This window comes from Paenibacillus alkalitolerans (assembly GCF_016482785.1).
GTDB lineage: Bacteria > Bacillota > Bacilli > Paenibacillales > YIM-B00363 > Paenibacillus_AE > Paenibacillus_AE alkalitolerans.
The window spans coordinates 1-12,420 of record NZ_JAEMXM010000043.1 but is presented as its reverse complement, the minus strand read 5'-3'; the positions used below and the strand labels follow the sequence as shown (position 1 = coordinate 12,420).

Below are 12,420 nucleotides of genomic sequence, written 5' to 3'. Positions count from 1 at the left end.
TTTCATTATATCAAACATGTGTTCCTATTTCAAGTCCGAATCTCCATCACCCGACGTACCCCCTCCCGACATGCCTTCTCCCGACGTGCCCTCTCCCGCAAAAACTCGATGTACATAACTCCGCAGTCGGCCGCACCAAGGAATACGCAAAAAAGCCCGGAGCGGCAAACCCGGGTCTTGTTCATTCATTGCGGAGTCATGGTGATAGTGTCGGGGGATGAGGGAGAGATCACGGTGCACCAATTACTGGAAAACCGGAGCGGAGTCATGGTGATTACGATTTGTTCTCCTCGTACTCCTCTTCGGGCATGCGGATCCACCTTTTTAAATAACCTTGTTCATGCAAAGCCTTGAGCAAAATAATTAGCACAGGCGCCAAAATTAAGCCGGAGATGCCGAACAAAGACAATGAAACTATCATCGCCGAAAGAACGGTAAACGCTGAAACACCCAGCGAATCGCCGGTGATTTTCGGTTCCATGATTTGCCGGAACAGCAGCACGATACCGAGTACGACGCTGAGACCTATACCTAAGAATAAGTCTCCGACGATAAAACAATAAGCGATCCATGGCAAAAAGACGGCAGAAACGCCCAGTACCGGCAAGACATCGACCAAAGCGGCAAGCAGCGAAATGGAGAGAGCATTATTTACGCGAAGAATGAGCAAGGACACAAGAATAATGATGAACGTGAAGCCGATCAATTTGAGCTGGGCCTTGACGTACCCCATAATGCCAGCCAATACGTTATCGCGCAAAAATGCGAAAGCGTTCTTGAACGTCTTGGGTGTCTTTTCCCGGGCAGTCTTACGCCAAAAAGGAATCTCAATGCTTAAGAAGTACGCTAATATGATAGCGACGGAAAAATTGGCGATGAAAGCGGAAAAAGACGTCAGCATTCCGACCAAGGCACCAAGCAAGGATGCGGCGAAACCGCTTGCCTGTTTCGTAATAGTATCAATGTAGGATTGCAGTTGTTCAGCGGTTTCCGGCGGAAGTGCTTTTATGCGTTCATTCACAAACTGGATACCCCTTGTTATTTCGTCGCGGATCATATCGGCATTGTTGACGATCGCGCCTTGAAGCCCGATAATTTGCGTAGTGATTACGGCGCCCAGACCGACGATCGCACCTAAGATGATGACAATAAAAAACAGTATCGCCAACGCGGAGGCGATCGTCTTCTTCACGCCGCGCCGATGCATGAACGCCGCCATCGGTTCGATAAAGTAAAAAATGACCAGGGCGAGAATGATCGGCGTCGCGAGACGGTAAATGAAACTGAAGGTATACATGATCAAATAGACCGTTAAAACAATGAGGCCGATATCGAATGCGGTTCTCCAATACTTGCGGTAAAAGTTTAACAACGGGCTTCTCTCCTTTGTGTGATGCGACCCTTATTTGCAAATAGGCTTGCTCGCATAATACTATTTTACCCGAAACAGTTGTCTTGCAAAGCTAGAATTCATATAATGAAGAAAACCTCATAAGGGAGGGAACGGTATGATGCGTCTTGGTTCGAAAGTGATCATAGTCGGAGACAAATTCGAACAAAACTTGCCGGTCGGCGATCACGGATTTGTCATTGCGTATGACCGAAACGCGGACAATGCATTCGATTATGTCGTTCGCATTCCTGCACTGAACAAGCATGTGTTCGTCCCTAAAGAGGATATCGAATTGGAAGAAGCGCTTTTGCAGAAAGAAGCGGAGCGCATCGAGCGGGAGGCTTTGATCGATTTTGCGTTAGCCACCCGAAATGAATCCCTGTTTAAGAAGCTCATGAACGGCGGCGCGGAAGAGCAATCTCAGGAGACGAGCAAAGATTCGATTTCATCCTCCGATTTTGTGAAACAAGTGAATTTACGTGCTTGGATCTAGTGTTATATAAAATAAGGCCGCACACCCCGTCGGACAAACGGCGGATGTGCGGTCTTTATTTTTTCGATCGATATTAGTTTAACAAAAAAAGCCGGCCTCGATACGCGTAAACGTAACCGAGCAGCAGCGAATGGCCCGCGTGTGGACGCCGGGTTTTTTATTAAGCTATAATATGAAGATATGACCGAACGAAAGCGCGAAAGAAGAGGTGTAGAGGATGAGCGTTACTATCAATGACGTGGAGCATGTGGCGTCGCTCGCCCGCTTGGAGTTGTCCGATGCGGAGAAAGAGCGGTTTACGGAGCATTTGAACGCCATATTGAAATATGCCGAAAAGTTGAACGAGCTCGACACCGAAACGGTGGCACCGACGAGCCACGTGCTGCCGCTGCGCAACGTCATGCGCGAGGATGAAGCGCGTCCTTCTTGGCCGCTGGAAGATGTGCTCGCGAATGCGCCGGAAGAAGAGGACGGCCAATTCCGGGTTCCCGCCGTATTGGAGTAAGAATTATAGAAAGGAATGTTGGCAGTGTCCTTATTAGATTTGAGGCTGCAGGATATTCATAACCGGCTGCATCGCAAAGAACTGTCCGTATCCGATTTAGTCGGCGAAAGCTTACGCCGCATTGAAGAGGTGGACGGCAAAATCCGGGCGTTTCTCACCGTAGACGAGGAAGGCGCGCGCCGTGCCGCTGCGCAGCTGGACAAGACGCTTGGCGACGGCGGCTCGAAAGGCTTGCTGTTCGGATTGCCCGCCGGATTGAAAGACAACATTGTCACGAGAAGCGTTCGAACGACGTGCGCCAGCAAAATATTGGACAATTTTACTCCGATCTATGACTCGACCGCGGTGGACAAGCTTCAAACCGCGCAATCGGTGACGATCGGAAAGACGAACATGGACGAATTCGGCATGGGCAGCTCGACGGAAAACTCAGGCTACCACCCGACATACAATCCGTGGGATTTGGAACGTGTGCCCGGCGGCTCCAGCGGCGGATCGGCCGCTGCGGTAGCGGCAGGCGAAGTATACTTCACCCTCGGTTCGGACACGGGCGGCTCGATTCGACAGCCGGCATCCTTCTGCGGCGTCGTCGGATTGAAGCCCACTTACGGTTTGGTATCCCGTTTCGGATTGGTGGCGTTCGCTTCCTCGCTTGAAGGAATCGGTCCGATTACGAAAAACGTGGAAGACGCGGCATACGTGCTGCAGGCGATCGCCGGCCACGACCCTCACGATTCGACTTCCGCCAATGTGGATATCCCCGATTATATAAGCGCGTTGACCGGCGATATTAAAGGATTGCGCATTGCGGTGCCGCGCGAATATATCGGAGCAGGCATTCAGCCGTCGGTGAAAGAAGCGGTAATGGCGGCGCTGAAGGTGTTGGAAGACTTGGGAGCGGTGTGGGAAGAAGTGTCGATGCCTCACAACGAGTACGCGGTCGCCGCGTATTACTTGCTGTCTTCCTCCGAGGCGTCATCGAATTTGGCCCGTTTCGACGGTGTCCGCTACGGCGTTCGTTCGCCGCAGGCCGATACCTTGTTGGACGTGTTCGTGAAATCCCGCAGCGAGGGGTTCGGCGACGAGGTGAAACGCCGCATCATGTTGGGCACGTACGCGTTAAGCTCCGGCTATTACGATGCGTATTACCTTAAAGCGCAAAAGGTGCGCACGCTCATAAAACAGGATTTCGACAACGTATTCGAGCGGTTCGACTGTATACTGGGCCCGACGGCTCCGACCACGGCGTATCGCATCGGCGAGAACGTCAATGATCCGCTTACCATGTACTTGAACGATATTACGTCTATACCGATGAACTTGGCGGGGGTACCCGCGATTTCGGTACCCGCCGGCTTCAGCGAACAGGGAATGCCGATCGGACTGCAGCTTGTCGGCAAGCCGTTCGCCGAATCCACGCTGCTTCGGGTGGCGCACGCATTCGAACAATCGACAGAATTTCACAAGAGGAAACCATCGTTATAAAACGCGGCGGAAAGGAGGAAGCAAGCTATGACAACCGCAATGGACCGCAAATACGAAACCGTAATCGGACTTGAAGTGCACGTGGAATTGCATACGAAATCAAAAATATTTTGCGGATGCTCCACATCTTTCGGAGCGCCGCCGAACTCGCATACATGCCCGGTTTGTTTGGGCCACCCAGGCGTGCTGCCCGTGTTGAACAGACAGGCGGTAGAATATGCCATGAAAGCGGCTATGGCGCTTAATTGCGAAATCGCGGCCGACTGCAAGTTTGACAGGAAAAATTATTTTTATCCCGACTCGCCGAAGGCGTACCAAATTTCTCAATACGACCAGCCGATCGGACAAAACGGATGGATCGAGATCGAAGTGAACGGCATCGCGAAGCGGATCGGCATCACCCGATTGCACCTGGAGGAAGACGCGGGCAAGCTGACTCACTTGCCGGCCGGCGTCGGTTCGCTCGTCGATTTCAACCGTGTGGGCACTCCGCTGGTCGAGATCGTATCCGAACCGGACATTCGCAGTCCGGAAGAAGCAAAGGCCTATTTGGAGAAATTAAAGGCGATCATGCTGTACTGCGAAGTGTCCGACGTGAAGATGGAGGAAGGTTCGCTGCGCTGCGACGCGAACATTTCGCTTCGGCCGGTTGGGGAAACCAAGTTGGGCACGAAAGCGGAGCTGAAGAACATGAACTCGTTCCGTGGCGTGCAGCGCGGACTGGAATATGAGGAAATTCGTCAGGCGGAAGTGTTGGACCGCGGCGAGCGCGTCGTCCAAGAGACTCGCCGCTGGGACGAGGCCCAAGGGAAAACGCTCTCGATGCGCAGCAAGGAAGAAGCGCACGATTACCGCTACTTCCCCGATCCGGATCTGGTGCGGCTGCATATCGACGACGAGTGGAAGGAGCGAGTAAGAGCGTCCATTCCGGAGCTGCCGGATGCCCGCAAGCAACGGTACGCATCCGATTACGGTTTATCCGCCTACGACGCCGATGTCATCACGTCCTCGCTCCATCTGGCGAATTTCTTCGAAGAAAGTTTGAAATATACGAAAGACGCTAAAGCCGTCGCCAACTGGATGATGGGAGACTTGCTCGGGTACTTGAACGCCAACAACCTCGAGTTGACGGACGTGAAAGTAACGGGCAAAGGCCTCGGCGAGATGATCGCATTGATCGAAAGCGGAACGATTTCCGGCAAAATCGCGAAAACCGTGTTCAAGACGATGATCGAAACGGGCAAAGAGCCGAAAGCGATCGTCGAGGAGCAGGGTCTCGTTCAGATTAGCGACGAAGGCGAAATTAAAGCGGTTGTGGACCGGATCGTGCAAGCCAACCCGCAATCGGTCGAAGATTACAGGGCGGGTAAAGAAAAGGCGGTCGGATTCCTCGTCGGTCAAGTGATGAAAGAGACGAAAGGAAAAGCGAATCCGGGTCTTGTGAACAAATTGATAGTGGAACGGTTGAAACTATAACGACATGGAGAGCCGAACGGTGCGATTCGCCCCTTCGGTTTTCTTTTTGTCCGGAAATTTTTTTTGTAAAATTGAAGGGAGACGTCAAGAGTTGACGTCTAATGATTAAGAACGAGACGAAGGAGGTGACGCGGTGCCGGTATCGGATGAACAATTGGTCGAACGAATCGTTCGAGGAGAGGACACGGGATTGTTTCGCGACTTGGTCGAACGATACCAATCTTACGTGTTCACATTCATGTACCGGTCAATCGGCGACCGCGGCGCCGCCGAAGATCTCGCCCAGGAAACGTTCATAGCTTTATACCGTTCATTAGGCTCGTTCCGCGGAGACGCCAAGTTTTCGACTTGGCTTTACAGGGTGGCGGCGAACGTGCTCCATGACGAGCTGCGCAGACGAAAGCGTCGCCGCTTCCCGCTTCTCTGGGGGATGAAGGGGCGTTCCGAGATGCCGGCGGAAGAAGCGGCGGAGCGCGATGAGGGGCCGGAGACTAGCGTCATCCGTTCGGAGGAACGGGAGACGTTGGCGTCGCTATTTGTGAGACTTCCGGAAAAATACCGCGCGATTCTTACACTGTACTACTTCAACCGTTTAACGGCAGCGGACATTGCAGCCGTTACGGGTTTACCTGTCAAGACGGTAGAAACGAGGCTCGCGAGAGGAAGACAACGGTTAAAACAATTGTGGACGGAGGAGGAACAGCGATATGAAACACCGTCGGCATACGCGCAGCAATCGGTCGGAAAACATGGATAATATGCTTCGAAACATGAAGTTGAGCCAGCCGTCCGAACGGTTTTCCGATCGGGTGATGGAGCGGGTTTCATCCGATGTCCGTCAACCGGTCGCGGTTGCGAACAGGATTCCCGCCGAATGGAAAAACGCCTCTCTTGCCGCGGCGGCGACGCTTGTGTTTATCTCAAGCGGCATCACCGAAAAAATCGCATCCTTGAACAGCGCCGAGGTCGGCTCCTTCATCCAAGTGAAGGTGCTTAACGCAGTGCAATATGGAATTCATCTTATCGGTATTATGTAGAAAGGAAGATCAAGACATGGACGAACGGACAAACAACGACAAGAATGAAGCAAATGCAGCCCCAGAGGTCCACCAGCAATTCGGGACTCCGCCCGCTGTCCCCCCTTATTCGCCGTATTCCCCTTATCCGCCTTACCCTCCCGCGAAACGGAAAAAGAAATGGGCGGCAGGATTGCTGTCGTTTCTGTTTCCCGGACTAGGCCATTTATATGCCGGGGATATGCAGCGGGGGTTGTTTTTCATGCTGCTGTTTGTGGGAAATATCGTCGGCATCGTATTTTTCTCCGAGGGCGGCATTGTACCTCTGATCGTTTTGCTTGCCGTTATGATACCGGTCGTATTTTTTTACAGCTTATTCGACGCATTGCAGGCCACGGACCGCGTCAACCAACAGGTGCAATACCCGTACCAAGTGCCGGATCCCGGCGCGGATTCCTTCTCTCCGCCCGCCGGAAGCACTTACCGGCGATCGATCGGCGGGAGCCAAATCGGCATCGCGCTCATCGGTGTCGGCGCGCTCATATTCCTTACGGTGAACAAACCCGCATGGCTGGAAAGCCTTATCGAATCCTCGGGGTCGATCGTCGGAGCCGTCATATTGATCGGAGCGGGAGTGCTTCTCTTTGTGAATGAATCGCGTAAAAACAAATAGCGAAAGGCAGGAATGTTCATGACCATAAAAGTCGGGCGGTTGACCGCCGCGGCGCTGCTCGTTGCCGTCGGGGCGGCGCTCCTTTTCGACCGGTGGCTTGGAACCTCGTTTCTTGCCGTGCTGTTGGAATGGTGGCCGCTGGTGCTCGTTTTGCTAGGGGTCGAATATTTGTATTACGGTATGGGCCGGCAAGCTGAAGGCGTACGAATGAAAATGGATATCGCAAGTATTGTCGGAGCGGTTGTGGTATCCGCCGTTATCGGCGTTATTACAAATTGGCCGGCATTGGCTCAGCTTGAATCATGGACAAAATCGACGGTTAACGTTCCGCTCGCGGAAATGTCAAACTTGTTTGACGAGGCTGCGCCTTGGCAACAGCGAAGGAAAGGAACCGTTACCGTACCGCTTGCAGGCGAGATTGATATCGTCTCGTTTCATAACGACAAAGGACGGGTTGCCATTCGGTCCGGAAGAGTGGACGACATCCAAGTGGATGTGAAGGTTGCCGCTCCGGGCGCATCGGAGGACGAAATGTCCGGCATAGTTGAAAATACAAAGCTGTACGTTGAGGACGGAAGCAAATTGACGGTAGCAGTCAAGGCCGCTCGTTACGGGGCGGGCAGCGGCCGGGAGCCCCGTGTCGACCTCGATATTACCGTTCCGCAAGGCAGAAGCGTCTTATGGGAAGTTCACGGCAGCGTCGGAGACATTGATGCGGAGGACTTGGACGGGGCGGTGAAGCTGTACGCAAACGTCGGGGATATAAGGGTCAGGTCCGTTCGGGGCAATGTCGCGGCATCAACGGCTGCGGGTGAAATTGAGGTATCCGGAGCGACCGGAGATATCGACGTTGAGACGACGACCGGAGATATTGAACTGAATGAAGTTCTAGGAGCGCTGCGGGCTAAGACGACGAACGGCGAAATAGAAGCTTCAACAGCGCATGTGGGTGGTGCTTGGAAGGTGGAAACAACGCTGGGCGACGTTAAGATCGACATACCGGCAGCCGGTGATTACACCATCCACGGACAGACGACGATCGGGGAAGTGGATTTGGAAGCGGATGACGATTCCGCCGCCGCCGGCTTCTCCGTTACCAAGCGTTCCATGGAAGGGAAGCGCGGCGGCGGTACGCACCCGATTGAAGCGAATACGCAAGGCGATCTTGAAATTGTATTGCGTTAATGTGCGCGTCCGCGTCGGTACAATTTTCTAGCGCGTTGACAAACGGTTTACATCGAACGTACAATGTCAATAGATTCATGGTTACAAACAGGAGGGTGGGGAACGCAATGACTATGCATCTGGATCACGCATTGGATATATTAAAGTCGACCGGCGTGCGGATGACTCCGCAGCGGTACGCTATTTTATCCTATCTCCTAGAGTCGATGACCCATCCGACGGCTGACGAAATTTACAAGGCGCTGGCGGATCGATTCCCCAGCATGAGCGTTGCAACCGTCTACAACAATTTGAAATTGTTTATCGAAGCGGGATTGGTAAGAGAGTTGAAGTACGGTGACGACTCGAGCCGTTTCGACGCCGATATGTCCGAGCATTACCACGCGATTTGCGAACAATGCGGAAAAATCGAGGACTTCGATTACACGCCGCTGACTGCCGTCGAACATGCGGCGGCCGCTCATACGGGTTTTAAAATTTTCGGACACCGGATGGAAGTGTACGGCGTATGCCGGGACTGCTCCAAAGCCGTAACTCATTAATCGGTCGATTGTACAGCAAGCCAAGCATAGTATGACGTGTCGTTATTCCGTCGCCGGAGTTGCGGCACGTTTTTGTTTGTTGGCGGACAAAATTCATGGGAGGTCGAAAGATTGGATACCGCGCAATTCCCTCCTCCGCGCCGCCGCAATAACGGCGGCCGGGGTAAAATACTTCTTGCTCTGCTCATCGCCGCATGTATCGTATCCGTTCTGTCGATCGGGGTATGGAGCTTGTTCGGTCCGAACCGCAATCAAATCACGCCGTCTTACGGCGCGGAAAAGCCTATTTTTTACAAGGGAAAGCTGCTCAACGGGCAAGCGAAGGGAATAGGAGATAGCTTGTTGATCCCTCTATCCGTCATTAAAGATCTTGTAGATCCGGAAATTGCGTACGAGCAGGAAACGAAATCGGTCATTATCACGACCGGAAAGAACGTCGTGCGTCTTCAGCCCGAACAACTGAAAGCTTGGGTGAACGAAAAGCCGTTCGAGCTGCGATTCCCGGTCGAAGAGGAAGAAGGCGAAACGTATGTGCCTGTCGAACCGTTGGCACGGTTTTACGGGGTTCGGTTCGCCGAGTCCGAGGAAACCGGCATCGTTACCCTGTTGAAGCCGGGAGATATCGTCACATGGGTAGCGGCTCCCGCGGCGGACAAAGAAGGCTCGGAGATTTCGGTGCCGGTAAGGGAAGCGCCTACGATACGGGCTCCTATGGTCGGCCGGCTGAAGCAGGGAGAGCGCGCTTCCGTCTGGAGCGAGGAGGACGGCTGGTATTATGTGCAGCTGTCGAACGGATATGTCGGGTACGTTGAAGAGAAATCGATCCTTCTGGCCGGTTCGGAAACGATCGCTTCGGCGAATCCCGAGGAAGAGAATTCGTTCGTCCCGAAGAAACCGATGGGGCAGCGCATAGTGCTGGCATGGGAGCAGGTGCACACGAAGACGCCTGACCCTGGAAAATTCGGGCAGATGCACGGACTTAACGTCGTTTCGCCAACGTGGTTCCATCTGCTGGACGGCGAAGGAGCGCTCGAAAATCGGGCGGATGCTTCCTACGTGCGTTGGGCGCACGATCGCGGGTACCAGGTTTGGGCGCTGTTCAGCAACCGGTTCGATCCGAAGCTTACCGCGCAGGCGTTGTCCTCGTACGACCGCCGCATGACGATAGCCCGTCAATTGGTAAGCTGGGCGGAGATGTACAAATTGGACGGCATCAACATCGATTTCGAAAACGTAAACCTGGAAGACGGTCCGGGACTGACGCAATTCGTGCGGGAACTGACGCCATTGCTTCATGAAGCCGGCTTGACGGTTTCCATCGACGTCACATTCGTGTCGAGCAGTCCGAATTGGTCAATGTTTTACGACCGGAAAGCGTTGGCCGGAATCGTCGACTACATGATGCTGATGGCGTATGACGAGCATTGGGCAACCAGTCCGGTTGCCGGTTCCGTCGCTTCCTTGCCTTGGGTGGAACGAGGCTTGAAGCAGTTGATTGACGAATACGGAATTCCGCCCTCCAAATTGATACTTGGTGTGCCGTTCTACTCGAGGGTTTGGACGGAAGAGACCGCAGACGGGAAAACCAAGGTGTCGTCCAAAGCTGTCGGGATGGAGGCAGTACGAAGCATAATTGAGAAAAACGGCCTAAGTCCGAAGTTTGATGCGGATACCGGGCAAAATTATGTGGAATACGAGGAAAACGGCGCCGTCAAAAAAATTTGGCTCGAAGACGAAACGTCGATGGAATCGAGAGCGAACCTGGTTTTGAAATACGGTTTGGCCGGTTTGGCCGCTTGGAGCCGCGGATTTGAGAAGGAAAGCATATGGGTAACAATTGATAAAGTGCTGCAATCATCGCCATAATTCATTATAAACCCCGTGTCGCCTGATCGGCGATGCGGGGTTTTCGATAATTCGCCAGGATTTATAAGTATTTAAACCGCGGTCGCCCATCCTTGAATGTACTTCGATAGAAGTTTTTCTTATTTGCAAACTATTTTTCATTCGCCTTGGTCGGGTCCAGGGTGAGAATCGTTTTGCAGAACATGCATCTGTCGGTTTTTCCGAGCATCTTCGTCATTTTGCCGCACTCCGGACATTCGAGCGCCACCGCGCTTGTCGAGAGCATTCCGGCCCAGAAATAGATAGCCATGCTGCCCATCATTGTGATGAGCCCCAGTACCAATCCGATTCCCGTAATAATACCGGCGCCAGGGAATTCAAACACAATGGCGGCGGTTCCGGCGATCATCAGGGCCATCCCGCCTAGCGTTAGGAGTAAGCCCCATAACCGGAATTCGTTAATTTTACTGGATTTCCATATCAAATTTACCACTCTTTTCCATAATAAAAATGGTTTCACGTTCAGCAGGAAACCGAACAGTTATTGTAGAATTACATTTTACCTGACAACATACGGAACAATTCTCATTGGGGGTTCAAAAAGAGGAATGAGAACGTTCATAGAGAGCCGATATAAACAAAGAACGGACGTTAAAGGCGTCGTACTGATCGAACGGCCGATGCAGTTTTCCGCGCTGATCGACGGATTTGACGCACTGGTGCTCGTAATGGCCGATGCCGAGGCAACGGCTTACCGCACACACCATTATAGTAGAGACCGGCATTACTTACAAGAACGGTGGTATGATCGCAGTTCTCTGGAAATATTGTTGGCGCCGGGAGGGAACCGCGATGTACAGCACTGGCTGATGGCGGGTGAGATTGTGCTCGATGCGGACGGATTTTTGGCGGATATGAAACAGAAGCTGCTCGAGGTTACGCCGGAAAAGCGGCAGCGGAGGCTGCTTAGCGATTTTTCATCGTTCCTTCGCCACTTTTTGCTCAGTAAAAACTATTTGGCGGACGGCGATTTGTTGGATGCCCACAGCCACATATTGACGGCCGTTCATCACTGGGCGCGCCTGTCGATCGTCGAGCAGGGGTTTGTCCCGGAGCTGACGGTGTGGAAACAAGTTCGTAAGTTGAACCCGGGTATCTTCAAGTTGTACGAAGAGCTGACGATGAGCGAGGAGACTTTGGAACAGCGCATTCGGCTTGCCCATTTGGCATGCGACTTTTCGGTGATGTCGAAGCTTGAGGATTGCTGCGAGCCATTACTGCGGATTTTGGGAAGCCGTAGCGAGCCGTGGAGCGCGACGGAGTTGGAGAAGCATCCAGAGCTGCGCGATATGCAAACCGAACTTCATTTGCTTCTAAAGAAACTGGTGAGAAAGTCGTTGATTAAAGAAGTGTTTGTTCCGACAGGAAACGATTTGGACGTGCTTGAAATGCGGTATTCCAGCTGATTCGTTATTAATGATTATTGTTATCTGAGCTGACTGATATTATCCGGGCTCTGTTTGCGTGCCGGGCGATTGGAGATTTGTCGAATATGCGGAAATAATGAAGGGATTTGCCTCAAGCAAATCCCTTGACTTTGTTAACGGGGCTGTGTTAAATTATCTCCTGCACCTCAAATAACCGGACGTGCCGGCAAAGTTGTTTGAAGATGCCGGATTGAAATGGAAGAAATTGATGGTTGCAAACCGGTGTAGCTATGTGATAGTATATAAAAGTCGCCGCTAAAACGGCGGCGGTTGAAAAAGCAGCTTGTTCCTTGAAAACTGAACAACGAGTTCGGATGTTT

13 protein-coding genes are annotated in these 12,420 nt (G+C 52.5%); 11 read left to right on the top strand and 2 right to left on the bottom strand.

Annotated elements, in window-relative coordinates; genetic code table 11:
• Positions 1-274 precede the first annotated feature (274 nt).
• The gene (gene ytvI, locus JET16_RS29350) at positions 275-1,372 is read right to left on the bottom strand and encodes a sporulation integral membrane protein YtvI (RefSeq protein ID WP_199624753.1); all 1,098 of its coding nucleotides are present in this window, start codon (positions 1,370-1,372) and stop codon (positions 275-277) included.
• A 136-nt stretch (positions 1,373-1,508) separates the two neighbouring features.
• On the opposite strand from ytvI, the gene JET16_RS29345 reads away from it, so the two are divergent.
• The 10 genes from JET16_RS29345 to JET16_RS29300 all read left to right on the top strand — a co-directional run bounded on the left by JET16_RS29345 (position 1,509) and on the right by JET16_RS29300 (position 10,634).
• Positions 1,509-1,886, top strand: coding sequence for an ATPase (locus JET16_RS29345; protein WP_199624750.1), 378 nt, complete (start codon positions 1,509-1,511; stop codon positions 1,884-1,886).
• 217 nt (positions 1,887-2,103) lie between these two features.
• Complete coding sequence (gatC, locus tag JET16_RS29340; RefSeq protein ID WP_199624748.1) at positions 2,104-2,391, top strand: Asp-tRNA(Asn)/Glu-tRNA(Gln) amidotransferase subunit GatC; 288 nt, start codon at positions 2,104-2,106, stop codon at positions 2,389-2,391.
• 24 nt (positions 2,392-2,415) lie between these two features.
• Positions 2,416-3,876 (top strand): Asp-tRNA(Asn)/Glu-tRNA(Gln) amidotransferase subunit GatA, encoded by a 1,461-nt coding sequence (gatA, locus tag JET16_RS29335; RefSeq protein ID WP_199624747.1) that lies wholly within the window; start codon positions 2,416-2,418, stop codon positions 3,874-3,876.
• A 27-nt stretch (positions 3,877-3,903) separates the two neighbouring features.
• Positions 3,904-5,352 (top strand): Asp-tRNA(Asn)/Glu-tRNA(Gln) amidotransferase subunit GatB, encoded by a 1,449-nt coding sequence (gene gatB / locus JET16_RS29330; RefSeq protein ID WP_199624746.1) that lies wholly within the window; start codon positions 3,904-3,906, stop codon positions 5,350-5,352.
• A 133-nt stretch (positions 5,353-5,485) separates the two neighbouring features.
• Positions 5,486-6,109: an RNA polymerase sigma factor gene (locus tag JET16_RS29325; protein WP_199624745.1), complete on the top strand. Its 624-nt coding sequence runs from the start codon at positions 5,486-5,488 to the stop codon at positions 6,107-6,109.
• Complete coding sequence (locus JET16_RS29320; RefSeq protein ID WP_199624744.1) at positions 6,060-6,389, top strand: hypothetical protein; 330 nt, start codon at positions 6,060-6,062, stop codon at positions 6,387-6,389. The genes JET16_RS29325 and JET16_RS29320 overlap by 50 nt, the downstream gene beginning before the upstream one ends.
• 16 nt (positions 6,390-6,405) lie before the next feature.
• Positions 6,406-7,041 carry a hypothetical protein gene (locus JET16_RS29315; RefSeq protein WP_199624742.1) on the top strand — a complete coding sequence of 212 codons (636 nt, stop codon included), beginning with the start codon at positions 6,406-6,408 and terminating at the stop codon, positions 7,039-7,041.
• Between the two features lie 18 nt (positions 7,042-7,059).
• Complete coding sequence (locus JET16_RS29310; RefSeq protein WP_199624741.1) at positions 7,060-8,226, top strand: DUF4097 family beta strand repeat-containing protein; 1,167 nt, start codon at positions 7,060-7,062, stop codon at positions 8,224-8,226.
• A gap of 107 nt (positions 8,227-8,333) precedes the next feature.
• On the top strand, positions 8,334-8,768 hold the full coding sequence (gene perR, locus JET16_RS29305; protein ID WP_199624739.1) for a peroxide-responsive transcriptional repressor PerR: 435 nt from the start codon (positions 8,334-8,336) through the stop codon (positions 8,766-8,768).
• 111 nt (positions 8,769-8,879) lie between these two features.
• Positions 8,880-10,634, top strand: a complete 1,755-nt coding sequence (locus JET16_RS29300) for a glycosyl hydrolase family 18 protein (protein WP_199624737.1) — start codon at positions 8,880-8,882, stop codon at positions 10,632-10,634.
• Positions 10,635-10,764: 130 nt separating this feature from the next.
• On the opposite strand, the gene JET16_RS29295 is transcribed toward JET16_RS29300, so the two are convergent.
• On the bottom strand, positions 10,765-11,097 hold the full coding sequence (locus JET16_RS29295) for a DUF2614 family zinc ribbon-containing protein (RefSeq protein ID WP_199624735.1): 333 nt from the start codon (positions 11,095-11,097) through the stop codon (positions 10,765-10,767).
• A gap of 124 nt (positions 11,098-11,221) precedes the next feature.
• Between JET16_RS29295 and JET16_RS29290 the strand changes: the two genes are divergently transcribed.
• Complete coding sequence (locus JET16_RS29290) at positions 11,222-12,079, top strand: nucleotidyltransferase-like protein (RefSeq protein ID WP_199624734.1); 858 nt, start codon at positions 11,222-11,224, stop codon at positions 12,077-12,079.
• The last annotated feature ends 341 nt before the right edge of the window (positions 12,080-12,420 follow it).

Excerpts from the sequence above, each read along its gene's own strand:
- JET16_RS29345 (WP_199624750.1), top strand. The coding sequence starts at position 1,509 with ATGATGCGTCTTGGTTCGAAAGTGATCATAGTCGGAGACAAATTCGAA.
- gatC (WP_199624748.1), top strand. The coding sequence starts at position 2,104 with ATGAGCGTTACTATCAATGACGTGGAGCATGTGGCGTCGCTCGCCCGC.
- gatB (WP_199624746.1), top strand. The coding sequence starts at position 3,904 with ATGACAACCGCAATGGACCGCAAATACGAAACCGTAATCGGACTTGAA.
- JET16_RS29320 (WP_199624744.1), top strand. The coding sequence starts at position 6,060 with ATGAAACACCGTCGGCATACGCGCAGCAATCGGTCGGAAAACATGGAT.
- JET16_RS29315 (WP_199624742.1), top strand. The coding sequence starts at position 6,406 with ATGGACGAACGGACAAACAACGACAAGAATGAAGCAAATGCAGCCCCA.
- JET16_RS29310 (WP_199624741.1), top strand. The coding sequence starts at position 7,060 with ATGACCATAAAAGTCGGGCGGTTGACCGCCGCGGCGCTGCTCGTTGCC.
- perR (WP_199624739.1), top strand. The coding sequence starts at position 8,334 with ATGACTATGCATCTGGATCACGCATTGGATATATTAAAGTCGACCGGC.
- JET16_RS29290 (WP_199624734.1), top strand. The coding sequence starts at position 11,222 with ATGAGAACGTTCATAGAGAGCCGATATAAACAAAGAACGGACGTTAAA.